General features: G+C 72.6%; 25 protein-coding genes and 3 tRNA genes. 22 read left to right on the top strand and 6 right to left on the bottom strand.

Going from position 1 to position 25,702, the window contains the following annotated elements:
• Window positions 1–83 precede the first annotated feature (83 nt).
• The gene (locus ACFY0O_RS03840) at window positions 84–644 is read left to right on the top strand and encodes a hypothetical protein (protein WP_388942447.1); all 561 of its coding nucleotides are present in this window, start codon (window positions 84–86) and stop codon (window positions 642–644) included.
• Window positions 645–857: 213 nt separating this feature from the next.
• Here ACFY0O_RS03840 and ACFY0O_RS03835 read toward each other — a convergent pair whose 3' ends face one another.
• From ACFY0O_RS03835 to ACFY0O_RS03825, 3 genes are all read right to left on the bottom strand, one after another.
• Entirely contained in the window at window positions 858–1,832 is a 975-nt protein-coding gene (locus ACFY0O_RS03835) for a DUF5926 family protein (protein ID WP_388942444.1), read from the bottom strand.
• A gap of 203 nt (window positions 1,833–2,035) precedes the next feature.
• Window positions 2,036–2,638 carry an ATP-binding protein gene (locus ACFY0O_RS03830; protein ID WP_388942443.1) on the bottom strand — a complete coding sequence of 201 codons (603 nt, stop codon included), beginning with the start codon at window positions 2,636–2,638 and terminating at the stop codon, window positions 2,036–2,038.
• A gap of 85 nt (window positions 2,639–2,723) precedes the next feature.
• Window positions 2,724–3,521, bottom strand: coding sequence for a glycerophosphodiester phosphodiesterase (locus ACFY0O_RS03825; RefSeq protein ID WP_358891546.1), 798 nt, complete (start codon window positions 3,519–3,521; stop codon window positions 2,724–2,726).
• 267 nt (window positions 3,522–3,788) lie between these two features.
• Here ACFY0O_RS03825 and ACFY0O_RS03820 point away from each other — a divergent pair, with 267 nt between their 5' ends.
• The 15 genes from ACFY0O_RS03820 (at window position 3,789) to ACFY0O_RS03750 (ending at window position 17,897) form a co-directional block, all read left to right on the top strand.
• Entirely contained in the window at window positions 3,789–5,285 is a 1,497-nt protein-coding gene (locus ACFY0O_RS03820; protein WP_388942440.1) for a S1C family serine protease, read from the top strand.
• A 109-nt stretch (window positions 5,286–5,394) separates the two neighbouring features.
• Window positions 5,395–6,300: a LysR substrate-binding domain-containing protein gene (locus ACFY0O_RS03815; protein ID WP_358891548.1), complete on the top strand. Its 906-nt coding sequence runs from the start codon at window positions 5,395–5,397 to the stop codon at window positions 6,298–6,300.
• 101 nt (window positions 6,301–6,401) lie between these two features.
• The gene (locus ACFY0O_RS03810) at window positions 6,402–6,950 is read left to right on the top strand and encodes a cysteine dioxygenase (protein WP_388942437.1); all 549 of its coding nucleotides are present in this window, start codon (window positions 6,402–6,404) and stop codon (window positions 6,948–6,950) included.
• Entirely contained in the window at window positions 6,950–7,996 is a 1,047-nt protein-coding gene (locus ACFY0O_RS03805) for a YeiH family protein (RefSeq protein WP_388942436.1), read from the top strand. Before ACFY0O_RS03810 ends, ACFY0O_RS03805 begins: the two co-directional genes overlap by 1 nt.
• A 211-nt stretch (window positions 7,997–8,207) precedes the next feature.
• Entirely contained in the window at window positions 8,208–9,146 is a 939-nt protein-coding gene (locus tag ACFY0O_RS03800) for a trypsin-like serine peptidase (RefSeq protein ID WP_388942433.1), read from the top strand.
• Between the two features lie 76 nt (window positions 9,147–9,222).
• A tRNA-Ser gene (locus ACFY0O_RS03795) sits at window positions 9,223–9,307 on the top strand.
• A 198-nt stretch (window positions 9,308–9,505) separates the two neighbouring features.
• Window positions 9,506–9,835, top strand: coding sequence for a DUF6344 domain-containing protein (locus ACFY0O_RS03790; RefSeq protein ID WP_388942431.1), 330 nt, complete (start codon window positions 9,506–9,508; stop codon window positions 9,833–9,835).
• A 385-nt stretch (window positions 9,836–10,220) separates the two neighbouring features.
• A complete protein-coding gene (locus tag ACFY0O_RS03785) occupies window positions 10,221–10,532 on the top strand; it encodes a hypothetical protein (protein ID WP_358891572.1) in 312 nt (103 codons plus the stop codon).
• Window positions 10,533–10,723: 191 nt separating this feature from the next.
• Complete coding sequence (locus ACFY0O_RS03780; protein ID WP_388943423.1) at window positions 10,724–11,878, top strand: acyl-CoA dehydrogenase family protein; 1,155 nt, start codon at window positions 10,724–10,726, stop codon at window positions 11,876–11,878.
• Window positions 11,875–12,837, top strand: a complete 963-nt coding sequence (locus tag ACFY0O_RS03775; RefSeq protein WP_388942428.1) for a bifunctional MaoC family dehydratase N-terminal/OB-fold nucleic acid binding domain-containing protein — start codon at window positions 11,875–11,877, stop codon at window positions 12,835–12,837. Before ACFY0O_RS03780 ends, ACFY0O_RS03775 begins: the two co-directional genes overlap by 4 nt.
• Before the next feature lies 1 nt (window position 12,838).
• The gene (locus ACFY0O_RS03770; RefSeq protein ID WP_388942426.1) at window positions 12,839–13,873 is read left to right on the top strand and encodes an acyl-CoA dehydrogenase family protein; all 1,035 of its coding nucleotides are present in this window, start codon (window positions 12,839–12,841) and stop codon (window positions 13,871–13,873) included.
• Complete coding sequence (locus ACFY0O_RS03765) at window positions 13,870–14,259, top strand: MaoC family dehydratase (RefSeq protein WP_358891575.1); 390 nt, start codon at window positions 13,870–13,872, stop codon at window positions 14,257–14,259. The genes ACFY0O_RS03770 and ACFY0O_RS03765 overlap by 4 nt, the downstream gene beginning before the upstream one ends.
• The gene (locus ACFY0O_RS03760) at window positions 14,256–15,422 is read left to right on the top strand and encodes a lipid-transfer protein (protein WP_388942423.1); all 1,167 of its coding nucleotides are present in this window, start codon (window positions 14,256–14,258) and stop codon (window positions 15,420–15,422) included. The genes ACFY0O_RS03765 and ACFY0O_RS03760 overlap by 4 nt, the downstream gene beginning before the upstream one ends.
• A 133-nt stretch (window positions 15,423–15,555) precedes the next feature.
• On the top strand, window positions 15,556–16,089 hold the full coding sequence (locus ACFY0O_RS03755) for a SigE family RNA polymerase sigma factor (protein ID WP_388942422.1): 534 nt from the start codon (window positions 15,556–15,558) through the stop codon (window positions 16,087–16,089).
• 158 nt (window positions 16,090–16,247) lie between these two features.
• Window positions 16,248–17,897: a long-chain fatty acid--CoA ligase gene (locus ACFY0O_RS03750; RefSeq protein WP_388942420.1), complete on the top strand. Its 1,650-nt coding sequence runs from the start codon at window positions 16,248–16,250 to the stop codon at window positions 17,895–17,897.
• 28 nt (window positions 17,898–17,925) lie between these two features.
• On the opposite strand, the gene ACFY0O_RS03745 is transcribed toward ACFY0O_RS03750, so the two are convergent.
• The 3 genes from ACFY0O_RS03745 to ACFY0O_RS03735 form a co-directional block, all read right to left on the bottom strand.
• The gene (locus ACFY0O_RS03745) at window positions 17,926–18,501 is read right to left on the bottom strand and encodes an antibiotic biosynthesis monooxygenase (protein WP_388942417.1); all 576 of its coding nucleotides are present in this window, start codon (window positions 18,499–18,501) and stop codon (window positions 17,926–17,928) included.
• Window positions 18,502–18,514: 13 nt separating this feature from the next.
• On the bottom strand, window positions 18,515–21,745 hold the full coding sequence (locus ACFY0O_RS03740; protein WP_388942414.1) for a PAS domain-containing protein: 3,231 nt from the start codon (window positions 21,743–21,745) through the stop codon (window positions 18,515–18,517).
• A 119-nt stretch (window positions 21,746–21,864) separates the two neighbouring features.
• Window positions 21,865–22,284: an SSI family serine proteinase inhibitor gene (locus ACFY0O_RS03735; protein WP_388942411.1), complete on the bottom strand. Its 420-nt coding sequence runs from the start codon at window positions 22,282–22,284 to the stop codon at window positions 21,865–21,867.
• Window positions 22,285–22,467: 183 nt separating this feature from the next.
• Here ACFY0O_RS03735 and ACFY0O_RS03730 point away from each other — a divergent pair.
• The 6 genes from ACFY0O_RS03730 (at window position 22,468) to ACFY0O_RS03705 (ending at window position 25,697) form a co-directional block, all read left to right on the top strand.
• Window positions 22,468–22,558, top strand: a tRNA-Ser gene (locus ACFY0O_RS03730).
• Window positions 22,559–22,817: 259 nt separating this feature from the next.
• Window positions 22,818–22,890 (top strand) — tRNA-Arg (locus ACFY0O_RS03725).
• A 192-nt stretch (window positions 22,891–23,082) separates the two neighbouring features.
• On the top strand, window positions 23,083–23,448 hold the full coding sequence (locus ACFY0O_RS03720; RefSeq protein ID WP_045949802.1) for a PH domain-containing protein: 366 nt from the start codon (window positions 23,083–23,085) through the stop codon (window positions 23,446–23,448).
• A 14-nt stretch (window positions 23,449–23,462) separates the two neighbouring features.
• Window positions 23,463–24,389, top strand: a complete 927-nt coding sequence (locus tag ACFY0O_RS03715) for a DUF2797 domain-containing protein (protein WP_388943420.1) — start codon at window positions 23,463–23,465, stop codon at window positions 24,387–24,389.
• Between the two features lie 95 nt (window positions 24,390–24,484).
• Complete coding sequence (locus ACFY0O_RS03710; RefSeq protein ID WP_358891582.1) at window positions 24,485–24,823, top strand: antibiotic biosynthesis monooxygenase; 339 nt, start codon at window positions 24,485–24,487, stop codon at window positions 24,821–24,823.
• Window positions 24,807–25,697 (top strand): amidohydrolase family protein, encoded by an 891-nt coding sequence (locus ACFY0O_RS03705; protein WP_388942409.1) that lies wholly within the window; start codon window positions 24,807–24,809, stop codon window positions 25,695–25,697. The genes ACFY0O_RS03710 and ACFY0O_RS03705 overlap by 17 nt, the downstream gene beginning before the upstream one ends.
• Window positions 25,698–25,702 lie beyond the last annotated feature (5 nt).

The following is a 25,702-nucleotide window of genomic DNA, read 5'->3' as shown; positions in this document are numbered from 1 at the left end:
TACGGGTGTCAGCACATCGAGTTTCCAAGGGAATTGGGCGCGGGGATCTCCGCGCCCCTTTCCCGCGTCGCTATCTTCGGCGAATGAATCTCCGCCTGATCGGTATCGGCGCCGGTGTGCTGATCATCTTGTCGCTTCCCCTGGCCGGAGCGATCGCCGGGCCGGATTTCGCCGGTCGGAGCGACGGAAAAAACGGGGGGCTGCTCACCTCGCTCGGCCTTTCCCCCTCCTCCCGTACGGCGGACGGGGCGCGGGCCGCCACCGGCCCCGCGCAGCCGGGACCGCCCGAGCAGCCCCGCACCGACTCCCGCTGCGGTCCCGAACTGTCCGCCCCGCAAGGCCTGGAGGCGCAGACGTGCGTGCTGGCGAGCGAGGGGCGCACCTGGGGCCGGAGCTACTACCGCAACACCAGCGGCCGCGCGCTGGACGCCGTGCTCACGGTGATGGGCCCGGCGGGGCGGACGGTGCAGATCCGCTGCGCCGTGGCGGCGGGGGACGAGCCGGGTCTGTGCGAGACGCCCCGGGGGGAGTCCGCGGGGGCGCCGGACGCCTACTCGGCCGTAGCGGAGTTTGCAGTTCCGGATGATGAAGGGCGGCTTCTGCTGCGGTCCGGGAGCAACTCACCGGCACCGGCAGGCGGTTGAGCGCCGCCGAAAGACAGAGGCCCGGTCGCTGGCGACGGGGGATGCACCAGCGACCGGGCTACAAGAACGGTAACAAGAGATCGCCTGTTCGCAAATTCGATCTCTGATATTCAGACATCGATTTGCAGGCGATTAGCGGGAGTTGTGACACCGGTCACCGGGCCCGCGCGCGGCCGTGTGCCGCGCGCGGGCCACTCCCGCGCCGGGTGTGCGTCAGCTCAGCGTCACCTGGCGGTTGGTGAGCCCGCCGCGTGCCCGGCGCTCCTCCGCGGTCAGCGGGGCGTCGGTGGCGAGGGCCGTGGCCAGGCGTTCCGCCAGCTCGGCGGCGGGCTTCTCCACGTCTTCGGCGGTGACCCCGGTGGGCAGGTCCCAGACGGGGACCACCAGGCCGTGCGCGCGGAAGGAGCCGACGAGCTTGGTGCCCTCGCCGAGGGAGGAGGCGCCCGCCGCGTGCAGCCGCGCCAGGGCGTCGAGCAGCTTCTCCTCCGGGTGCGGCATCACCCAGCGCAGGTGGTTCTTGTCCGGGGTCTCGCACCAGTAGGCCGCGTCCACGCCCGTGAGCTTGACGGTCGGGATGGCGGCGGCGTTGGCGCGCTCCAGGGAGGCGGCGATCTCCGGGGAGGCGTTCTGGGCGCTGTCCGCGTCCGGAATCCAGAATTCGAAGCCGCTGTGCACAACCGGCTCGAAAACGCCGTCCAGAGCGAGGAGATCCTGAAGTCGGGGACCCTCGGCCGGCACGCGGCGGGCCGGGACCGGGTTGCCCGGCTCGGTGGCGATCGCACGCTCCAGGGTGTCGGCCATGTCGCGCGCCAGGTCGCCGGAGCTCGACTCGTTCTGCAGGCCGAGCAGGACGGAGCCGTCCTCGCGCCGCAGGGCCGGCCAGGCCATGGGAAGCACGGTCACCAGCGTGACGGACGGGACGCCCTCGGGCAGACCGTCCTTGAGGGTCAGCGGGACGGTGGCCGCGGGGACGAGCTCGCGCAGCGCCACCCAGTCGCACTCGCCCGGCAGCCCCTCGAAGGGGCGCCGCACGTGTTCGGTGACGGCGTGCGCGGCGGCCGCGCCGTGACAGGCCTTGTAACGCCGCCCGGAGCCGCACGGGCAGGGCTCGCGCGCGCCCACCACCGGGATCTCCCCGTTGTCGAGCTGCGGCTTCGCGGTCTTCGCGGCGGGGCGCTTCTTGGCCATCGTGGGTGTCTCCCGGTTGCGGCGGTACGGCGGTGTCTCTGGGCGCGAGCCTAGCCGTTCGTACCGCCGCAACCGGTGGGGTGCGGCCGGGAGCACGGTCGGCGTGCGCTCCCGAAGGCCGCGTGTGCGCAGGGCCGGTGCCGCTGGTCCGGTCACGGGCCGGCGCCGCCTGCGCCGGTGCCGCGGGCCCCGGTGCCGGGCCCTCAGGCGTCGAGATCGTCGAAGGCGGAGGCGAAGTCGATCGCCGGGGGAGCGACGCGCGTAGCGAAGTCGTCGTGCCGGGCCCCTCTGGCGACGATCACCCACACGGTGACCTCGCCCGCCGCCCCGTCCCGCACGCCCCAGTCCTGGGCCAGCGCGCTGATGATGTTCAGCCCGCGGCCCCCGTGCGCGGTGACCGAGGGCGTGGCCGGGACGGGCCGGGTCGGGCCGCCGCCGTCCGTGACCTCGACGGTCAGCCGACCGGCCTTGTCGACGCGCCACGCGGCGCGAATCTCGCCGTCACCGACGTCCCGGGCACCCAGCGGCCGGCCGTGGCGGCAGGCATTGCTGAGGAGTTCGGAAAGGATCAGTACGGCATCGTCCACGACCGATTCGGACACCCCGCTGATACGCAGCTGCTCGCGCATCCGGTGCCTCGCCTCGCCCACGCCCGCAGGACCATGGCGAATGTCCACGCACGACGACGTGGGCACTTCCTGTGCCATCACCAACGCCACCCCCGGAACCTCCTTAGCCCCACGCCATGGTCTGGATGCCCCAATGGCCTGGACCGGAAACCGTCGGCCCACCCCCCTCTGACGCATTCATGACCAACGAATGCGGACCGGATGCGCCGGGGCACGCCCTGTCACGGCCGGGGTGCCTGGGGCTGGTGTGCAAAAGGGGACGTCAGCGCCCGAGTTGTGACAGAACCTGGCGCGGTCTGTTCGTGATGATCGCTTCTACACCCAGATCAGCGCATAGCTGAACATCATCCGGTTCGTTCACGGTCCATACGTGTACGGAGTGGCCTGCGGCCTGGAGCCTGCGGACGAAGCCGGGGTGGTTGCGCACGATCCGCATGGCGGGCCCCGCGATCCGCACGCCCGCGGGCAGCCGGCCGTCACGCATCCGGGGCGAGATGAACTGCATGAGGTACACGGTCGGGACCGTCGGGGCGGCCGCCCGCACCCGGTGCAGGGAGCGCGCCGAGAAGCTCATGACCCGGACGGGGTGGGGGCCCTCCGCGGGCGGGGCGTCCAGTCCGAAGCGCTTGAGGAGGAAGAGCAGGCGCTCCTCCACCTGTCCGGCCCAGCGGGTGGGATGTTTCGTCTCGATCGCCAGCTGTACGGGGCGACCGGCGTCGGCCACCAGTTCCAGCAGCCGCTCCAGGGTGAGCACGGAGGTCCGCTCCGGGTCCGCGTCCCAGTCGGGGGACTCCTCGCGGTCCTTCCAGGAGCCGAAGTCGAGGGCGGCCAGTTCCGCCAGCTCCAGGGCCGAGACGGCGCCCCGGCCGTTGGAGGTGCGGTTCACGCGGCGGTCGTGGACCAGCACCAGATGGCCGTCGGCGGTCAGCCGGATGTCGCATTCGAGGGCGTCGGCGCCGTCCTCGATGGCCTTCCGGTAGGCGGCCAGGGTGTGCTCGGGGGCATCCTCCGACGCGCCGCGGTGGGCGACGACCTGGATGGGGCGCGTTGCGTGGGTCACCCGGTCATGGTGCCACCGAGGAGACCCCGCGTGGCGGGGTGACTCCTAGAGGTATGTCCTGTATGTCGGATATAAAGGGAGGCGGCAGACGCACAGGTCCGGCTTACAGTGCTCTGACGGGTCATGGGAAAGGCTTCACCCTGGAACTTCTGCGGCGCATCGAACGTTCAGTCGGACCGATGCCCGGACGGTATCGGGGCGATATCGCCTGATATTTCCAGCAGCCGTGTTGGCCGTGTAAGCCGTGTGTGACGAGGAGAGAGCGCTGTGAGCACCGAGAACGAGGGCACCGCGGCCCCGACACCCCCCGCGGCCCCGTCCGCACCTCCCGTGCCGGTGGCCGCCTCCACGCCCGAACCGGCCGCTCCGGCGCCCCAGGGCGCCCCGGCCTCGGGCGCCGAGCACACCCAGCAGCTCCCTCCCACCCCTCCGGCGCCCCCCGTCGCGCCCCCGGCGTACGGCCACGAGCAGACCCCGGCCGGCCCGCCGGTGCCCCCCGCCCAGCCGGCGGCCCCGGCCCCGTCCCCGTACGGCGCGGAGGCCTGGCCCCCGCCGCCTCCGGCCGTTCCCGCGTACGGCGGAGGGGGTCAGGGCGGCGGCGCCTGGGGCGTGCCGCTCACCGCGGAGGGCGCCCCGCAGCCCAAGCCCAAGGGCCGGGGCGGTCTGATCGCGGCGGTCCTCGTGGCGGCCCTGCTCGCGGGCGGCGTGGGCGGCGGTGTCGGCTACTGGGCCGCCCAGCGCGACCACGGCGGCTCCGGCTCGACCACCATCAGCGCGCCCAACACCCCCAAGGACCTCAAGCGGGACGCGGGCTCCGTCGCCGGGCTCGCCGCCGCCGCACTGCCCAGCGTCGTCACCATCGAGGCCTCGGCCGGGGACGGCGAGGGCGGCACCGGCACCGGGTTCGTCTACGACGAGCAGGGCCACATCCTCACCAACAACCACGTGGTGGCCTCCGCCGCCAACGGCGGCAAGCTCTCCGCCACCTTCTCCGACGGCAAGAAGTACGAGGCCGAGGTCGTGGGCCGGGCCCAGGGCTACGACGTGGCCGTCATCAAGCTGAAGAACCCGCCGACCAACCTCAAGCCACTGGCGCTCGGCGACTCGGACAAGGTCGCGGTCGGCGACCCGACCATCGCGATCGGCGCCCCCTTCGGCCTGTCCAACACGGTCACCACCGGCATCATCAGCGCGAAGAACCGCCCGGTGGCCTCCGGTGACGGCTCCGGCGGCAAGAACTCGTACATGAGCGCGCTGCAGACGGACGCCTCCATCAACCCCGGCAACTCCGGCGGTCCGCTGCTCGACGGCCGCGGCGCGGTCATCGGCATCAACTCCGCGATCCAGTCCGCCGGCAACGGCGGCTTCGGCGGCGGCCAGGCCGGCTCGATCGGCCTCGGCTTCGCGATCCCGATCAACCAGGCCAAGAACGTGGCCAAGTCGCTGATCGACACGGGCAAGCCGGTCTACCCGGTGATCTCGGTCTCCGTGGACCTGCAGGCCAAGACCGACGGCGCCAAGATCTCCGAGCAGGGCGCCCCCGCCAACGAGCTGGTCGACCCGAACGGCCCGGCCGGCAAGGCGGGCCTCAAGCCCGGCGACATCATCACCGAGTTCGGCGGGAAGCAGGTCGACAGCGGGCCGACCCTGATCAGCCTGATCTGGACGTACAAGCCGGGCGACACCGTGAAGCTGACCTATCTGCGCGGCGGCAAGCCGAACACGGTCGACATCACCCTCGGCTCGCGCGTCGGCGACAAGTAGCCCGGGCCGCGAGCCGGCGCGCGAACGCCGCTCGACGGTGACTTGATGTGAGGGGCCGTGGCCGGGAATCCGCCTACGGCCCCTCCCAACATCCGCTTATGCTTCGCTGGTGTTCGATTCACGGCACATACGGACATTCCACGAAGTGGTGGCCGCGGGCTCGTACTCGGCCGCTGCTCGCGTCCTGGGCTACACCCAGCCCGCGATCACCCAGCAGATGAAGGCGCTCGAACGCGCCGTCGGAACCCCGCTGTTCACCCGGGTGGGCCGGAAGATGAAGCTCACCGAGGCCGGGGAGTCGCTGGCCCGGCACGCCGAGTCGATCCTCGGCAGCCTCTCGGCCGCCGAGGCCCAGCTGAAGGCGTACACGAGGCTGCGCACCGGGCGGGTGCGGGTCTGCGGGTTCCCCAGCGCCAACGTCACGCTGGTCCCGGAGGCCCTCAGCGGCCTCGCCAAGGACCATCCAGGAGTCCAGGTCGAGCTCCTCGAAGGGGAGCCCCCCGAGTCCCTGCGCAGGCTCCAGCGCGGCGAGTGCGACATCACCCTGGCCTTCACCTATCCCGGGCTGCACGAGGAGGTCCCCGAGGAGGTCGCCGAGGTCAGGCTGCTGGAGGACCAGCTGACGGTGCTGCTGCCGACCGGGCACCCGCTCGCCCGGCGCCGGGCGGTGCACCTGGCGGACCTCGCCGAGGAGCAGTGGATCGCGGGCTGCCCGCGCTGCCGCGCGAACCTGCTGCACGAGTGTGCCGAGCTGGGCTTCGTGCCCGACATCCGCTTCGCCACGGACGACAACCTCGTGGTCCAGAGCCTGGTCGCGCAGGGGCTGGGCGTGGCGATGATGCCCGCGCTGGTCCTGCCCTCCCTCTCGCTGAGCCGGGTCTGCGGCCGGGTGCTGGAGCCCGCCGCCCGCCGCCACATCGCCGCGTACGTCTACCGCGACCACCTGCGGATCCCGGCGACGGCCGTGGTCCTGGACGAGCTGAAGCGCGTGGCCTCGAACCGGGTCGGCTGCTGATCCCGGCACAGGCTTCCACCGCCCGATCCATAAGCGGGATTTGGGATTTCAGGTCGTAACTGTCGTTGGACGTGATGAATCGGGCGTCGGACGCTGCTCGTATGACCACCACCACGCCGGCCCGTACGACCACGAGGATGGCCGCCCTCGTCAGTGAGATCCGCACGGTCGTGGACCGGGGGCTGGCCCCCGACCTGACCGCCTACCTCGTCGGCGAGCGTCTCGCCCCGCACCTGGGCGCGTCCGACCTCCTGACCGCGGAACAGCAGGAGGGCGATCCGGACCACTACCGGCAGCACATCCTGCACGCCGAGGCGGACGGCAGCTTCTCGGTGGTCGCCCTGGTCTGGATGCCCGGGCAGGAGACCTGCATCCACGACCACGTGTCGTGGTGCGTGGCCGGTGTGCACCAGGGCGAGGAGAGCGAGCGCCGCTACCGGCTCGCCCCGGGTGCGGACGCCGCGCGGCTGGTGGCCACCGAGGACGTGGTCAACGCCCAGGGCGAGGTCTGCGGCTTCGCCCCGCCCGGGGACATCCACAAGGTGCGCAACTCCTGTACCGGCAAGGCGATATCGATCCACGTCTACGGGGCCGACGTCTCCCGCCTGGGCAGCAGCATCCGCCGCGTCTACACGCTCCCCGTCGACTGATGGCCCTCCTCCACCGCCCGCAGACCGAGGCGACCCCCCTTGTTTCACGTGAAACACCCACCTCCTGGCCCGGTTTGGGCCTGGCGGCAGCCGGCGCCCTGGTGGCCTGGTGCGTGCACCGGCTGGTCCCCGGCATACCGATGCTCACCGCATCGGTGGTGCTCGGAATCGCGGTGGCCCACATCCCCGGGGTACGGACCGTCGTACGCGGACCGGCCCGCCCGGGCCTGTCCCTGGCCGGGCGGCGGCTGATGCGGATCGGCATCGTCCTGCTGGGCCTGGGGCTCGGCCTGGACCAGGTGGTCCGGCTGGGCTGGGCGACGGTGGCCATGGTGACCGCGGTGGTCGCGGCCACGTTCTTCGGCACGGTCTGGCTGGGCCGCCGCCTCGGACTCCCCGGAGACCAGCCCCTGCTGATCGCCACCGGGTACTCCATCTGCGGCGCCTCCGCCATCGGCGCGGTGAGCGAGGTGTCCGGGAGTGACGAGGAGGACGTTGCCGCCTCGGTGGCCCTGGTCACGCTCTGCGGAACCCTCGCCATTGCCGTACTGCCGCTGCTCCAGGGTCCCTTGGGTCTCTCCGACCTGTCCTTCGGCCGCTGGGTGGGCGCCAGCGTCCACGACGTCGGCCAGGTGGTGGCGACGGCCCAGACCGCCGGCCCCGGCGCGCTCGGCGAGGCCGTGCTGGTCAAGTTGATGCGGGTAGCCCTGCTGGCCCCGCTGGTGGCGGCCGTGGCCTTCTCCATGCGGGCACGGCGGCGCGGGGTGCGCACCTCCTCGGGGAAGCGCCCGGCGCCGGTGCCCCTGTTCGTCCTCGGGTTCCTGGGGGCGGCCGCGCTGCGTGCGACGGGCCTGCTGCCCCACATGGCCCTGGACTGGGCGCACACGGCCCAGGAGGCCCTGCTGGCCGCGGCCCTGTTCGGTCTGGGCAGCGCCGTCCACCTGCCGACCCTGGCCCGCACCGGCGGGCGGGCCGCACTGCTGGGCCTCGGGGCCTGGATGGTGGTGGCGGGTGTCTCCTACGCCGGGGTGCTGGTGACCACCTGACGGCCCGACCCAGGGGGCGTCGGCCATTTCCTGGCCGGAACCGACCGAACGTCCGGACTGCCCCCTGACTTCTCGGGCCCCCCGTGCGAACCTGCCCGCGCAAGCCGCACAGCCGCGCAGTCGCACAGTCGCACCGCCGATCCGCACCGACAGCTCTTCACCCCACCCTGCCCGGCTCCGTCCGGTCCGGGCACGGCAGAAGGAGTCCTGCGTGAATCGTCATCGCACGGCGCTGTCCGTCCTCCTCGCCACTGGCACCCTGCTCGCGGGTGCCTCGACGGCGGCCTCCCCCTCGGCGGCCGCGCCGTCGCCCTCCTCGTTCCGGCCGCCGCAGACCCCCGGCTTCTGGACGGCCGAGCGGATGCGCCAGGCCACCCCGCTCGACGTGACGGCCGCCCCGGGAGGGACGCGGACGCTCCCCGCGCCGGCGGCCGCGCCGACCCGGGTGACCCCGACCTCCCCCACGGCGTTCCCGCAGGCCGGCGGGGCCTGGACGGGCGGCGGGGCGGTCGTGAGGACCTCGGGCCGGGTGTTCTTCACCTTCCAGGGCCGCACGGCCTCCTGCTCGGGCGACTCCATCACCAGCCAGAACGGCAGCACGGTCATCACGGCCGGGCACTGCGTGAAGTACCAGGGCGCCTGGCACACCAACTGGATCTTCGTCCCCGGCTACGACAACGGCAACGCCCCGTACGGCCAGTGGGCGGCCACCAAAACCCTCGCCACCGACCAGTGGGCCGCGAGCGAGGACATGAACATGGACGTCGGCCTCGCGGTCGTCGCCCCCCAGAACGGACGGACGCTCAGCCAGGCCGTGGGGGCGCAGGGCATCCTGTTCAACGGGGGCTACAACAAGAAGATGTACTCCTTCGGCTTCCCCGCGGCCGCGCCCTACGACGGCACCAAGCTCGTCTACTGCGGGGCCAACACGGGCAAGGACTTCCTGCTCACCAAGGACCACAGCATGTCCTGCAACATGACCGGCGGCTCCAGCGGCGGCCCCTGGTTCCAGGACTTCGACGAGTCCACGGGCCTGGGCACGCAGGTGTCGGTGAACAGCTTCGGCTACAACTTCCTGCCGAACACCATGTTCGGCCCGTACTTCGGCCCGGAAGCCAAGGCCGCCTACGACAAGGCCCAGACGTCCTGACATCCGGACGCCCCGACCCCGCCACGGGCAACTCCCACCCCACCCACCCCCACATCCCGGTACTCTGTACCGGCCAGGTGGGTTGCCCGAGCGGCCTAAGGGAACGGTCTTGAAAACCGTCGTGGCGCGAGTCACCGTGGGTTCAAATCCCACACCCACCGCAGACGGAACGGCCCCTGACCAGGATCCCTGGTCAGGGGCCGTTCCGGTCTTCCGGCCTGGGCGGTGGGGCTTTGGTCTTTCCGAGTGGTGTTTGTCGGAAGATCGGCGCGCGTGGTGGGGGTCGTGCGGTTGCGGTCGCATCATGGCGAATGTATTCAGATCCGCCCATCGGGACATCGGGAATCGAGGCATTCGTCATGAGCCACCGCAGCGGCACCGCCACCTCGCTCTGGACCTCCTTCCTGGCCCTGCTCATGACGCTCCTCGGTGCTCTCGGCCTGGTGGCCAAGGCGGCTCCGGCGGGTGCCGTGACGGGCGCGGCGGCCACTCCTTCGGCTCCCGTCGTACGGCGGACCTTCCCGGTTGCGCGGCGGACGTGGCGGGCGATGATGCGGGGCGGCGCGCTCCCTCCGACGATCAAGCAGCGGATCCGGGCGGAGGCCCACGGCAAGAGCCCCTCGGTGCGCCGTTCCGCGACCGCCGCCGCTCTCGCCCCCGAGCGGGATCAGGTCGCGCTCGCCGCGTAGCGGGGGCTCGCTCCGGCGCATTCAGGGGGCGCGCGGGGGCGTGGAGCTTGGTATGGCAGGGCCGCAGGGCCGGGAGACGGCGGGGTTCCCGGACGGTGCGGCCCTTTTCGGCATGTCCGGGTCGAATCAGTTTGCCGGAACGATTCCTCTGGCACGCCGCACGGAATTCCCCCGTGACGAGAGCGATGAACTGGGGCAGTAGGGGCGCACACCGCGTTTATCCCTTGTTGGTCATGCTTGAGGGGGAATAGCAGGCTGCGGGGTGGTTCGCCGGGGATTCGGTGGGCAACTCTGGATTCGCGACGTCGTCAGCACCACCAACGTCCGAGGCGGTCGGCCAACTGCCTTGGTGTGAACCCGACTTCGGTTTTCTGGAGGACTCAGAATGGCAAGCATCCGTACCGCCCGCGTCATCGCCGCCGTCGCCTCGCTCCCCCTCGCCGCCGCCCTGTTCGGCGGGGTCGCGGCGGCCGACAACGGCTCGTTCGCGAACGACGGATCGAATGCGAGCGTCGCCAGCGTCATCGGCAGCGGTGTCGGCGGCAACAACCACGGCAACTCCTCCACCTCCCAGCAGGTGGCCACCGGCGCCGGCGCGTCGAACCAGAACAACACCGCCCAGGTCAACGGCTCGGCCTACACGGCGATCCACCAGGCCAACTCCAACGTGGCGGTGAACTTCTTCCCGTGGTGGTAGGAGCCTCCTGAACCGCGCAGAGCACTGAGGGCGCCCGTGCGACCGGACCGGCTGGGGTCCGGTAGTGCGGGCGCCCTCCCGCGTGCGGGGCCCCGTACCGCCATCGCCGCGCCTCCCGACCTTGACATCCCCGGTGAACCTGACGGACAGTCAGTTTCACTCGTCCGATGCGAAGCTGGGAGGCCAGCGCCGTGCACCTCGCTCCGTCAGAAGGGCAGTCACGGCTACGCGCCGAACTGCGCGAGTACTTCCGGGACCTGCTGCCCGACGGGCTCCCCGACGACCCGGCGGCCCAGCGCGCCCTGCTGCGCCGGATCGGCGGCGACGGGCTGCTCGGCCTGGGCTGGCCCGTCGAGTACGGAGGCCAGGGCCGCGGCCCCGACGAGCAGTTCGTGTTCTTCGACGAGGCCTACCGGGCCGGGGCCCCCGTCTCCATGGTCACCCTCAACACGGTCGGCCCCACCCTGATGAAATACGGCACCCCGGAGCAGAAGGACTGGTTCCTGCCCCGCATCCTCCGGGGCGAGATCGTCTTCGCCATCGGCTACTCGGAGCCCGAGGCCGGCACCGACCTCGCCGCCCTGCGCACCCGCGCCGTCCGCGACGGGAGCGGCGACTGGCTGATCGACGGGCAGAAGATCTTCACCTCGAACGCCCAGAACGCCGACTGGATCTGGCTCGCCTGCCGCACCGACCCGCAGGCCCCCAAACACAAGGGCATCTCCATCATCCTGGTGCCCACCGACAACCCCGGCTTCTCCTGGACCCCGATCGAGACCGTCGGGGGCCTCACCACCACGGCCACGTACTACGACGGCATCCGGGTCCCCGCCGGCCACCTCGTCGGCCCCGAGAACGGCGGCTGGGGCCTGATCACCAACCAGCTCAACCACGAGCGCGTCGCCCTCGCCGCCATCGGCATGCAGGCCGAGGACTTCTACGAGGCCGCCCGCGCCCACGCCCGCACCCCCGACCCCGCCACCGGGGAACGCCCGGCCGACCGGCCCTGGGTCCGCGCCAGGCTCGCCGAGGCCCACGCCCGGCTGGCCGCCGTGCGCCTCCTCAACTGGAGGCTCGTCCAGGACGTCGGCGCGGGCACCCTGGCCCCCGGCGACGCCAGCGGAGTGAAGTTCCTCGGCACCGAGTCCACCGTCGAGGTGTACCGGATCTGCCAGGAAGCGGTCGGCGAGGAGGCCCTCGTCCGCGGACCGCGGGCCTTCCTCGGCGGCGAACTGGAGCGGATGAACCGCGCGGCCCAGATCAACACCTTCGGCGGCGGGGTCAGCGAGGTCCAGCGCGAGATCGTCGCCATGATGCGGCTCGGCATGAAGGGGAGGAAGCGATGACCGCGGGGAAGACGGCCGCCGACGCGCAAGCGGAGGAGGAACTGCTCCGGCGGCTCAAGGCCTTCGAAGGACGGCCCGCCGCGACCGCGGCCCGCGCCAAGGACCCGGTCAACGAGCCCATGATCCGCCACTGGTGCGAGGCCATGGGCGACACCAACCCCGCCTACACGGGCCCGGGGGCCACCGCCCCGCCCACCATGCTCCAGGCCTGGACGATGGGCGGCCTCTCCGGACACACGGGCCGCGCCACCGCCCACGACGAACTCTTCGCGCTGCTCGACGCCGCGGGCTGCACCTCGGTGGTCGCCACCGACTGCGAACAGGAGTACCTGCGCCCGCTGCGCCCCGGCGACACCGTCACCTTCGACGCCGTGATCGAGTCGGTCTCCCCGCGCAAGACGACCCGACTGGGCAGCGGCCACTTCGTCACGACGCGGATGGACGTCCACGCGAACGGCGAACTCGCCGGGACGCACCGCTTCCGCATCCTCAAGTACGCCCCGGCCGCCAAGCCGCCCCCGAAGCCCGGGGCGGCCGTGCGACCCGCCGCGGCGGCCGGGCCCCAGCGGCCGCGCCCCGTGGTCAACCGCGACAACCAGGGTTTCTGGGACGGGGTCCGGGAGCACAAGCTGCTGATCCAGCGCTGCACCGCCTGCGCCACCCTGCGCTTCCCCTGGCTGCCCGGCTGCAACGCCTGCTCCTCCCCCGACTGGGACACCGTCGAAGCGAGCGGGGCCGGCACCGTCTTCTCGTACGTCGTCATGCACCACCCCCCCTTCCCGGCCTTCGACCCTCCCTACGCGGTCGCCCTGGTCGAGCTGGCCGAAGGGGTCCGCGTGATCAGCAACATCACCGGGATCCCCTACGACAAGGTCCGCATCGGCCTCCCCGTCCGGCTGGAGTTCCTCCGCGTCGACGACGCCCTCGAACTCCCCGTCTTCCGAGCGGAGGCGGGCTGACATGGACTTCCACCCCACCGAGGAACAGGCCGCCGCGGCGGCCCTGGCCGCCCGGATCTTCGGCGACCTCGCCACCCACGAACGCCTCGCCGCGGCCGGCACCGGCAGCGACGCCGAACTGTGGAAGGCCCTGACCGCCGCCGGTCTGACCGCCGCCGTCGAGGAGGTGGGCCTCCTGGGCCTGGTCCTCCTCCTGGAGGAGCAGGGCCGCACCACCGCGCAGGTGCCCTACGCCGCCACCTGCGCCTACGGGATCCTGCCCGTGGCCGCCCACGGCAGCCCCGCGCAGCGCGCCCGCCTGCTGCCCGCCCTCGGCTCCGGCGAGGCCGTCGCCACCGGCGCCTTCCCCGGCCGCCGGTCGGTCACCGCCGCACCGGACGGCCGCCTCACCGGCACCGTCGCCGTCGTCCCGTGGCTGCGCGACGCCACCCACGTACTGGTCCCGGACCGCGACCGGGCCCTGTGGGTCGTTCCGACGGACGGGGCCGGCGTCGGGACGCGGCCGGTGGAGACGACCGCCCCCTGGTCGGCGGGCCGCCTCACCCTGACCGGTGCCGCGGCCGAACGGCTCGGCGGCCCGGACGCCCACGACGCGGTACTGGCAGCCGCCCGCACCGCCTTCGCCGGGCTCCAGGCGGGCGTCTGCGCGGGCTCGCTCGCCCGCGCCGTCGAGTACACCTCCACCCGCGAACAGTTCGGCCGCCCGCTGTCCACGAACCAGGGCGTCATGCTCCGCGCGGCCGACGCGTACATGGACACCGAAGCCATCCGGGTCACCGCGTACGAGGCGGCCTGGCGGATCGACGAAGGGCTCCCGGCACGCGAACACGCCCTCACGGCGGCCTGGTGGGCCTCGGAGGCGGGCAAACGCGTCGTCCACGCGGGCCAGCACCTGCACGGCGGCATGGGCGCCGACCTGGACCACCCCGTCCACCGGCACTTCCTGTGGGGGCGGCAGCTCGACGCCTACCTGGGCTGCGGCAGCGAGCTGCTGTCCGAACTGGGCGCGCTCATAACCGAGGGGGAGGACGCATGAACGTCGGCGACGCACTGCCACCGCTGGAGATCCCGGTCACCCGCACCCTGATCGTCGCGGGCGCCATCGCCTCCCGCGACTACCAGGACGTGCACCACGACGCGGAACTCGCCCGCGAGAAGGGCTCTCCGGACATCTTCATGAACATCCTGACCACGAACGGCCTCGTCGGCCGCTACATCACCGACCACCTCGGACCGCACGCCGTCCTGCGCAAGGTGGCCATCCGCCTCGGCGCCCCCAACTACCCGGGCGACACCATGACCCTCACCGGCACCGTCACCGCCCTCGACGGGGACACCGCCGAGATCCGGGTCGTCGGCGCCAACCGCCTCGGCCACCACGTCACCGGCACCGTGACCGTCACCCTGGGGGCCGGGGCATGAGCGTCCGCCTCCGCGACGACCTGGGCGGCCGCGCCGCCATCGCCGGCATCGGCGCGACCGAGTTCTCCAAGGACTCCGGCCGCAGCGAGCTCAAACTCGCCGTCGAGGCGGTCCACGCCGCCCTCGACGACGCCGGGCTCACCCCCGGCGACGTCGACGGCATGGTCACCTTCACGATGGACACCAGCCCCGAGATCACCGTGGCCCAGGCCGCCGGTATCGGCGAGCTCTCCTTCTTCTCCCGCATCCACTACGGAGGCGGCGCGGCCTGCGCCACCGTCCAGCAGGCCGCCCTCGCCGTCGCCACCGGGGTCGCCGAGGTGGTCGTCTGCTACCGCGCCTTCAACGAGCGCTCCGGCCGCCGCTTCGGCTCCGGCGTCCAGCAGCGCGAGCCCTCGGCCGAAGGAGCGGCCCTCGGCTGGTCCCTGCCCTGGGGGCTGCTGACCCCGGCCTCCTGGGTGGCCATGGCCGCGCAACGCTACCTCCACACCTACCACCTGACCCCCGAGGCCTTCGGGCACGTCGCCGTCACTGGCCGCGGGTACGCCGCGAACAACCCCGCCGCCTACTTCCACGGCAAACCCATCACCCTCGCCGACCACGCGGCCTCCCGCTGGATCGTGGAGCCGCTGCGGCTGCTGGACTGCTGCCAGGAGACCGACGGCGGCCAGGCCCTGGTCGTCACCACGGCCGAGCGGGCCCGCGACCTGCGCCACGTGCCCGCCGTGATCACCGCCGCCGCCCAGGGCGCCGGCCGCCGCCAGGAGGGGATGACCTCCTTCTACCGGGACGGCCTCACCGGGCTCCCCGAGATGGACGTGGTCGCCCGGCAGCTGTGGCGCACCAGCGGGCTGCGGCCCTCGGACATCGACGTGGGCATCCTCTACGACCACTTCACCCCCTTCGTCCTGATGCAGCTGGAGTCGTTCGGCTTCTGCGGGCCCGGCGAGGCCGCCGATTTCACGGCCGCCGCCGCCCTCCCGCTCAACACCCACGGAGGACAGCTCGGGGAGGCCTACCTGCACGGCATGAACGGCATCGCCGAAGCCGTCCGCCAGCTGCGCGGCACCTCCGTCAACCAGGTCCCGGGGGCCGAGCACGTCCTCGTCACGGCCGGTACCGGCGTGCCGACCTCCGGTCTGGTCCTGGGCGCCGACGCCTGACTCCGGTCCTGATCGCGCGTCCTTCCTCCACCTACAGGAGGTGGGGCGCGGCCGGACCGTACAACCTGAGGGGGACCCGGCTTCGGCACCTGCGGGCGATCCCAGGCGCGGGCCGCGCTCCTAGCGTGGAGCCATGACCACGCCTGTGTGCTCGCTCGCCTCGAACCCGACGCCGTACCCGTCGTTCTCGGCGTACGTCCGGACCCGTGGCACGGCCCTGATGCGCACCGCGCGCTCCCTGACGGCCAACCCGTGCGACGCCGAGGACCTGCTCCAGACCGCCCTCGCCAAGACCTACGTCGCCTGGGAGCGGATCGAGGACCACCGGGCCCTGGACGGCTACGTCCGCCGGGCCCTGGTCAACACCCGTACCTCGCAGTGGCGCAAGCGCAAGGTCGACGAGTTCGTCTGCGAGGAGGTCCCGGAGACCGAGGAGCAGTCCTGCGCCGATCCCGCGGAGGCGCAGGTGCTGCGTGACGCGATGTGGCGGGCGGTGACCCGGCTGCCCGACCGCCAGCGGGCCATGGTCGTCCTGCGCTATTACGAGGACCTGAGCGAGGCGCAGACCGCCGAGCTGCTCGGGGTCTCGGTGGGCACGGTCAAGAGCGCCGTCTCGCGGGCCCTGGTCAAGCTTCGCGAGGACCCGGAGCTCATCCCGGTCCGCTGAGACGTGTTTCACGTGAAACATCGGCCAGAGAACCGGCCCGGACAGTGATCGACCAGCCTGTTTGTACTCCCGGGTAGTGACATGCCGACCGGTACGTGCGCAGAATCGGCAGCATCCGACAGCCGCCGCAGCGCCGCAGCGCTCACCGGGAGGACGCTTTGCTGAGCACCATGCAGGATGTACCGCTGCTGATCTCGCGGATCCTGGCCCACGGGTCGACGATTCACGGAGACTCCCAGGTCACGACCTGGACCGGCGAGGCCGAGCCGCACCGGCGCAGCTTCGCCGAGATCGGCGTCCGCGCCGCGCAGCTCGCGCACGGCCTGCGCGACGGACTCGGAGTCCGGCAGGACGAGCGGGTCGCGACGCTCATGTGGAACAACTCCGAGCATGTCGAGGCGTACTTCGCGATCCCCTCCATGGGCGCGGTCCTGCACACGCTCAACCTGAGGCTTCCCCCCGAGCAGCTGGTCTTCATCGTCAACCACGCGGCGGACCGGGTGGTGCTGGTCAACGGCACCCTGCTGCCGCTGCTCGCACCGCGGCTGCCGCACCTGCCGACGGTCGAGCACGTCGTGGTCGTCGGCATCGGCGACCGCTCCGCCCTCGACGGGCTCGACGTCCAGGTGCACGAGTACGAGGAGCTCCTGGAAGGGCGCCCCGCGCACTACGACTGGCCCGAGCTGGACGAGCGCCAGGCCGCGGCCATGTGCTACACCTCCGGCACCACCGGGGAGCCGAAGGGCGTCGTGTACTCCCACCGCTCGGTCTACCTGCACTCCATGCAGGTCAACATGACCGAGTCGATGGGCCTCACCGACCACGACACCAGCCTGATCGTCGTGCCGCAGTTCCACGTGAACGCCTGGGGCCTGCCGCACGCCACCTTCATGACCGGCATCAACATGCTGATGCCGGACCGCTTCCTGCAGCCCGCGCCGCTCGCCGAGATGATCGAGCGGGAGAAGCCCACGCACGCCGCGGCCGTCCCCACCATCTGGCAGGGGCTGCTCGCCGAGGTGACCGCGCACCCGCGTGACCTGAGCTCGATGAAGCAGGTCACCATCGGCGGTGCCGCCTGTCCGCCCTCCCTGATGGAGGCGTACGACAAGCTCGGCGTCCGCCTCTGCCACGCCTGGGGCATGACGGAGACCTCGCCGCTGGGCACCATGGCACACCCGCCGGCCGGGCTCACGGCCGAGGAGGAGTGGCCGTACCGCGTCACCCAGGGCCGCTTCCCGGCCGGGGTCGAGGCCCGTCTCATCGGCCCCGCCGGCGACGTACTGCCGTGGGACGGGGAGTCGGCGGGCGAGCTGGAGGTCCGCGGCAATTGGATCGCCGACGCCTACTACGGTGGCGCGGCCGGCGAAGCCGTGCGCCCCGAGGACAAGTTCAGCGCCGACGGCTGGCTGAAGACCGGGGACGTCGGTGTGATCAGCGCCGCGGGCTTCCTCACCCTCACCGACCGGGCCAAGGACGTCATCAAGTCCGGCGGCGAGTGGATCTCCAGCGTCGAGCTGGAGAACGCGCTCATGGCCCACCCGGAGGTCGCCGAGGCGGCCGTCGTCGCCGTCCCCGACGAGAAGTGGGGAGAGCGCCCCCTGGCCACCGTCGTCCTCAAGGAGGGGGCCACGGCCGACTACGAGGGACTGCGCGCGTTCCTCGGGCGGTCGATCGCCAAGTGGCAGCTGCCGGAACGCTGGACGATCGTCGAGTCGGTGCCGAAGACCAGTGTCGGCAAGTTCGACAAGAAGGTGATCCGCAAGCAGTACGCCGACGGCGACCTGGACGTCACCACCCTCGCGTAGGGGCCGGTACGGCGGGCCGGCCGCCCTGTCAGCCGCGCGTCAGCCACGGACGCAGCAGCCGGCTGACGGCGGGCATGGCCACGTAGGTCATCAGGGTGCTGAAGACGGCCGCGAAGGCGGCCGTCCGCAGCACGAAGTTCAGGTTCACCAGGTACGGCCCGAGCACCGCGTTGCCCAGCAGCGAGATCGGGAAGATGGCGAGCCCCGAGCTGATCGCCATCTTCCACCGCGGCGGCGCGGGCCGGGTCGTGCCCGGCTTCGCGAACCAGGTCTCCATGCCCTGCAGCTCGCGCCGGGCTATCTCGGTGTGGTGGTGACCCTCGCAGTTGGCGAACCACTCGGCCCGCTCCGGCGACTCCTGCCACCGCGCGAGCGCCTCCTGGTCGCGGAAGCGGTGGACGAGGAACCACGGCGCGCCTTCGGCGGCGGGCCGGAACAGCCCGTAGCCGAGGTGGTCCGGGAACCGCGCGGCGGTCTCCAGGATGCCGCGCGCCCAGCTCTCGAACGCCTCCTCGTAGCCAGGCTCCACCTGACGCGCGATGAGCAGGCTCACCTCTCCGCTGTCGGCGGGGACGCTGTGCTCGGTCGTGTCGGTGATGGCCATCGGACCAGGATGGCTAGTTGGTGCCGATCTTGGCCAGGAGGTCCACGATGCGGCCCTGTACGTCCGCGGTCGTCGACCGTTCGGCGAGGAACAGCACGCTCTCCCCGGAGGCCAGCCGCGGCCGGTCGCCCGGCTGGATCCCGGTGGCCGTGTAGACGACCAGCGGGGTGCGGTTGAGCTGCCCGTTGGCGCGCAGCCAGTCCACGATCCCGGCCCGCCGGCGCCGGACCTGCATCAGGTCCATGACCACCAGGTTGGGCCGCATCCGGGTCGCCAGTTCCACGGCGTCGGTGTCCGCGCCCGCCCGGGCGACCTGGAGGCCGCGCCGCTCCAGTGCGGCCGTCAGGGCCGTGGCGATCTCGTCGTGCTCCTCGATCAGCAGCACGCGGGACGGGTGCTGCTCGCTGTCGCGCGGTGCGAGCGCCTTGAGCAGGACGGCCGGATCGGCCCCGTACGCCGCCTCGCGCGTGGCGTGCCCCAGCCCGGCCGTGACCAGGACGGGGACCTCGGCGGCCATGGCGGCCTGGCGCAGGGACTGCAGCGCGGTCCGGGTGATCGGGCCGGTCAGCGGGTCGACGAACAGCGCGGCGGGGAAGGCCGCGATCTGCGCGTCCACCTCCTCCCGGGAGTGCACGACCACCGGGCGGTAGCCCCGGTCGCTGAGCGCCTGCTGCGTCTGGGGGTCCGGGGCCGGCCACACCAGCAGCCGGCGCGGGTTGTCCAGCGGCTCGGGCGGGAGCTCGTCGTCCACGGGACGCGGTACGGGACGGTTGACCACCTCGACCGCCCCGCCGGGCCCGTCCAGGGGCTCGGGGCCCTCGGCGGCGCCCGCCTCGGGTGCTCCTATGGCGAAGGCCCGCCCCTGGGGCGCGGGTTCGGCAAGCCTGCGGCGCCGGCCGGAACCGGATCCGCCGGGACCGTCCGTGCCGGGGTCGACGGCGATGCCCTGGCCCAGGGTGCCGAGGGCGCGCACGCTGATCGGCCGGCCGCCCGTCTGGGCGTCCCCGGGCTGCCGGGCGCCGGGTACGGCCGCCGCCGTGGCCTCCGCGTCCTCCGGTGCGGTCCGGGCCGCCGGAACGGGCCAGGCGGGGGTCGGGGGCAGCGCACGGCGCCGCCCGGTGGGCAGCGCGGGCTCCTCACCGGAGGCGGCCGGGGGCTGCGGGTCGGGCGAAGCGGGTGAGCCGAGGACGCGGCGGGCACGGCGTCCGCCCGGGCCGTCGCCGTCGGTCTCGCCGGAGCCGCCCGGAGCGGCCGGGGTCGGTCCGGCGGGCAGCGCGAAGCCACCCTCGGGCGCGACGGGCCGGGGCGCGGCGGGGGCCGCGAGACCGGCCGCGGGCACCGGGCCGCCGGGCTGCGCGGGCGCGGCCACCGGCCCCAGCGCACGCCGCCGCCCGGCCGGATGCTCGGTGACCGGTACCGGGGGAACGGCGGGTACGGGCGGCAGCGCCGGCATCGCGGTGCCCTGCGGAGGTACGGGACGGCCGGCACCCGGACCGGAGTCCGGCCCGTTGTCGCCGTCACGGCCCCGTCGGCGCCCGGTACCCAGCCCGGCCGGGTTCACCGGGGACTGGGCGAGCTCCGCCGGGCCCCCGCCGGAGGCCTGCGCGTCCTGCCCGGACGGCAGCGCCAGTGCGCCGCCGGCGCCGCGTGCCCCGGCCTCCCCCGGTCCGCCGTTGCCGTCCTCCAGGAAGGCGTCCACCCCGCGGCGGCCCCGTCGGCCGCCGGAGACCGTCGCCGGGGCCGCCTCGGGCTCCGGCGCCGCCTCGGGTCCGGGCTCGGGCAGCTCCACCGTCCCGGCACCGGAGCCCAGCGGCAGCTCCAGCACGTACGCCCCGCCCGGAGCCCCTGGTACCTCCACCGTCTGCAGGAGCCCGCCGTGCGCGGTGACGATGCCCCGCACGATCGGCTCGTGCACGGGGTGGCCGCCCTCGTAGGGGCCGCGCACCTCGATCCGTACGACCTCGCCGCGCTGGGCCGCGGCCACCACGATCGTGGAGTCCCCGTACCCGCTGCCCTGACGGGTCTTGCCGGTGGCGTCCACCCCGGCGACGTCCGCGACCAGGTGCGCCAGCGCGGTCGCGACCCGCTCGGCGTCCACCTCGGCCTCGATGGTCGGGGCGTGGACGGCGAACTGGACCCGGCCGGGGCCGATCAGCTCCACCGCGCCGTCGATGCCCGCCTTGACGACCTCGTTGATCAGGACGTTCTGCTTCTTGAGCTTCTCGCGGCCGGCGTCGAGCCGCTGGTAGCCGAGGACGTTGTCGACCAGGGTGGTCATCCGCGCGTAACCGGCGGCCAGGTGGTGCAGCAGTTGGTTGGCCTCGGGCCACAGCTGACCGCCGTCGTCGGCGGCCAGGGTGGCCAGCTCCCCGCGCAGCTCCTCCAGCGGCCCGCGCAGCGAGTCGCCGAGCACGGCCGCCAGCTGGGCGTGGCGGGCGGCCAGCGCGTCGTAGGGGCGCCGGTCGGTGAAGGTCATGACAGCGCCGACGAGCACTTCCCCGTCCCGTACGGGGGAGGTGGTCAGGTCGACGGCCACGGCCTGCCCGGCCTTGTTCCACAGCACCTGTCCGCGGACCCGGTGCTTGCGCCCGCTGCGCAGGGTGTCGGCGAGCGGGGACTCGTCGAAGGGGAAGGGGGAGCCGTCGGCGCGCGAGTGCTGGATCAGCCCGTGCAGCTCGCGGTTGCCGAGGTCGGTGGCGCGGTAGCCGAGGATCTGGGCGGCGGCCGGGTTCACCAGGACCACGCGGCCGTCGGTGTCCGTGCCCACGACGCCTTCGGCGGCGGCGCGCAGGATCATCTCGGTCTGCCGCTGGGAGCGGGCCAGCTCGGCCTCGGTGTCGACGGCTTCGGTGAGGTCCCGCACGACCAGCATCAGCAGCTCGTCGCCCGTGTAGGGCTGGGGCTCGCGGTAGGCGTCACGGCCGTCGAGGTGGGCGCTGGTGACCTCGACGGGGAACTCGGTGCCGTCGGTGCGGCGCGCGGTCATGCGTTTCGGCTTGGAGCGGCCCGTCAGCTCGTCGCCGGGCCGGCGCATCGAGCCGGGGATGAGTTTGGAGTCGAACTCCGGGAAGAGGTCGAGGACGCCGCGGCCGACCAGACCGGTGCCGGGGCTCTCCATGACCTCGAGGGCGATCGAATTCGCGTTGACGACCGTGCCGTTGGCGTTGACGAGCAACAGCGCGTCCGGGAGCGCGTCGAGTATTGCTGCGAGGCGAGCAGCGCCTCGGGATGGCCTGCTGCTCACGACGAGCGTCCTCCCTGACCACGACTACCGGCATGTCACGGGAGGAGTCTAAGGGCACCGTCCCGCGGCGAGGGGGCGGATGAACGGGGGAAACCGTGCATCCGCCGCATCCTCCCAGGTCAGGCACCCGCACTCGGAAGCACAGGTTCCAGGTTGTTCCAGCGGGCGATGTCGCACCCGTTCTCCCGTCCGAACCGGCTGTCCACCTTCTGTCCGTGCCACGTTCCGGTGATGTGCGCGGTGGCCGGTCCGCCGCTCTGGAAGGTGCACATCGCGGCCCTCGGCGCGGCGGCGAACGGGTCCTTCCCCTGCTTCGCCAGCTCGTCGAGGCGGGCACAGGCCTCCTCGGCCTTGGGGTGGTCGCCGCCGACGGGCCGGCAGTCGAGGCGGTACCGGCCGTCGAGGCTGCCCGCCTTGGAGATGTCGATCGTGAGCCGGTCGGGGGAAGCCAGCAGCCGGCCCAGGGGCAGCGGCGGCAGGGGTCCGGCGGCCGCGGCGGCCAGCGCGGAGGTGACGGCGAAGGCGGCGAGACGCAGCATGGGGCACTCCAGGTCGTCCGTACGTCGTACGCCTCACCAACGACCCGCTCGCCCGGACGTTGCGAAGAGGGGGCTTAAGGCTTTGCCCTGCGGGCCCGGCTCCTTGTACCGTGGGAGCGGATTGGTGACCGGCCCTGCGGCTGTGTCATCATCTGCACGCGCCCTCGTCACAGGGGGTGTGCTGGAGGCGTCGCCTAGTCCGGTCTATGGCGCCGCACTGCTAATGCGGTTTGGGGTTTACGCCCCATCGAGGGTTCAAATCCCTCCGCCTCCGCACCTCACCGAAGCCCCGGTCCGTATGGACCGGGGCTTCGGTGCGTTCGGGGTCTGAAAGGTGCCCCTGGGGTTTGGGATGGCCCTCCGCGGGTACCCGGCGAGGTCTCCGCACTGTGGCCCGCTGCGGGCAGACGATCTTCATCTGACGCGTTTCCGCAGGTCAGAGGGGTTGGGGCCAATGGATTTCGCGTCCCGGCGAGGTCCATGTATTGTTGTTCTCGCAAGGCCAACGGGGCGAAAAACCCCGGGAAGCCCAAGCACTCGTAGCTTAACGGATAGAGCATCTGACTACGGATCAGAAGGTTGCAGGTTCGAATCCTGCCGAGTGCACAGCCCAAGAGGCCCTCAGGAGAAATCCTGAGGGCCTCTTGCGTATGTCCCGCAGGGGCGGAGCGGTACCTCCGGGGGAGGGGATCCCCCGGGAGGACTCGGGGGCGAAATGGCTCCTGCGGGGGACGTGGACCACGGAGCCGGGGCGATACGGTTTTCGGAGATCGTTCGAAGCTTGATCGGGGGGCTCTCATGGGACTGTTCGGGAACGCGCACCGGGTGGATCCGGCATCGGCGCAGCGGGACTACGCCCGGCTGCTGGGGCACGGGGAGCAGGTGCACGTCGCCTACCTGCTGGTGCGCGACACCATCCTGTTCACCGACCGGCGGCTGGTGTTCGTCGACAAGCAGGGGATGACGGGCAAGAAGGTGGAGTACCACTCCGTCCCCTACCGGAGCATCACCCACTTCTCGGTGGAGACCGCCGGGCACTTCGACCTCGACGCCGAGCTCAAGATATGGATCTCCGGCAGCGCGGCGCCGATCGAGAAGACCTTCACCAAGGGAGTCGACATCTACGAGATGCAGGCGGTCCTGACGCAGTTCGTCGCGCGCTAGCCGGAGGAAGACCGATCGGAGGACATCGAGCGGACACGGCGCCCGAGACCGGATCCGCCGCGGGCTGGCGGTGCACCGGGATCCGGTGGAGCGGGGGGCGGCCCGCCATCGCCTGGGACGGGCAGGGGCGCGGGGAGCGCAGCAGTCCGCTCTCCTACGGGCAGCGGCTGGCCTTCGTCGCCGGGGGCGAGCGGCACTGCCTGGGCGTGTGGCGGGCCGGCAAGCGGACCCCGTGCCCGGCCGGCCGGACCGTGCGGGGGCGGGCCGGCAGCGCCCAGTGCCCCGAGTGCGCCCGGCTGGACCGGTCCTTCTCGGTGGCGGCCGACACCCATGCCGCCGATCCGCGTCCCTACCGGGTCTACCTGGCGTGGTTCGGGCCCGGGATGGTCAAGGTGGGCATCACCGCCGAGGAGCGCGGGGCGGTCCGGCTGCTGGAGCAGGGGGCCGTGACCTGGACCTGGCTGGGGCGCGGACCGCTGATGGCGGCGCGGCGGACCGAGGAGCTGCTGCGCGCGGCCCTCGGGGTGCCGGACCGGATCGCCTACGCCCGCAAGCGTGCGGTGCGGGGCGGGCTGCCGGCGGAGGCCGAGCGGGCGCGTGAGGTGGCCGGGCTGCACGTCCGGGCGGCGGGGTTGCCGGGGTGGCCCGAGTCGCTGGAGCGGCTGGGGTGCGCGGTCACCGATCATGCCGGGCCGTTCGGGCTGGCCGGGCTGCCCGCTCCGACGCGGGTGGTCAGGGAGCTGGTGCCCGGTGCGGGGGTCGTGGGGGTGCTGGTGGGGGCCGCGGGGCCGGACCTGCACTTGGCGGACGGGCTCGTGGTCGACACCCGGCTGCTGGCCGGCTGGGAGCTGGGCGCCGCTCCCGCGGGCGCGGTGACCGGCGTACCGCTGGCGGCCGTCGTCCCGCCGGCGGAGGCGGGTGGCCAGGACGGCCTCTTCTGAGGTCCCCGGGGAGCAAGGTCAAAACTTGGATCCCTTTGGGCTGCCGGGGCTGATTCCGGTGGACATGCCAAGGGGCGTGCGCGGAGGGTGGGGGCATGAGTATCCAGCCCGTTCCGGCGTTCGAACCGCCTTATGTCATGGCCGTATTCAGCAATGTCCGCACCGCCGACGACAGCGGATATCCGGACACCCTCGCCCGGATGAACGAGATCGTCCGGGACAACCCCGGGTTCCTCGGCTACGAGTCCGCGCGCACGCCCGGAGGCCTCGGGATCACGGTGGCCTACTTCCGCGACCACGAGTCCCTCGCCGCGTGGCGCACGGACCTGGAGCACCAGGCGGCCATGAAGCAGGGCCGCGCCCACTGGTACGAGAGCTACACCCTGCACGTCGCGACCGTCGAGCGGAGCCACGGCTTTGCCCGGGACGCCTGAGACCCTGCGGGCCTTCCGCGAGCGGCTGGGCCTGCCCGGTCTGGTGGACGTGCACACCCACTTCATGCCGGATCGGGTGATGCGCAAGGTGTGGGACTACTTCGACGCCGCCGGCCCGCTGACCGGCGTGGAGTGGCCGATCACCTACCGCCACGAGGAGGAGCAGCGGGTCGGGCTGCTACGGGAGTTCGGGGTCCGGGCGTTCACCTCGATGCTCTATCCGCACAAGCCGGAGATGGCCGCCTGGCTCAACTCCTGGGCCGGGGAGTTCGCCGCCCGCACCCCCGACTGCCTGCACACCGCGACCTTCTTCCCGGAGGAAGGCGTGGCGGCGTACACGGAACGGGCCGTGGAGCGGGGGGCCCGGGTCTTCAAGGCACACCTCCAGGTCGGCGGCTACGACCCCAACGACGCCCTCCTCGAACCGGTATGGGGACTGCTGGCCGAAGCGCGCCTCCCGGTCGTCGTGCACTGCGGCTCCGGGCCCGCCCCGGGCAAGTACACCGGGCCCGGGCCGGTCGCCCGGCTGCTGGCACGCCACCCGCGGCTGCCGCTGATCGTCGCGCACATGGGGATGCCCGAGTACACCGACTTCCTCGACCTGGCCGACCGGTACCCCGAGGTACGGCTCGACACGACCATGGCCTTCACCGACTTCTCCGAGCAGTTCAGCCGCTTCCCGCCCGGGGACCTCGGACGGCTCGCGGACCTGGGGGGCCGGATCCTGCTGGGCACCGACTTCCCGAACATCCCCTATCCCTACGAGCACCAGCTGGAAGCCCTGGAACGGCTCGGTCTCGGCGACGACTGGCTGCGCGCGGTCTGCCACGACAACGCCGCCCGGCTGTTCTCGCTCCCCCCGGCGGGCGGCTGAGCCGC

Source organism: Streptomyces sp. NPDC001594 (assembly GCF_042893675.1).
In the GTDB taxonomy this organism is placed as follows: Bacteria; Actinomycetota; Actinomycetes; order Streptomycetales; family Streptomycetaceae; genus Streptomyces.
The sequence above is the reverse complement of the archived record's forward strand: the minus strand, read 5'-3'. Positions and strand labels throughout refer to the sequence as shown.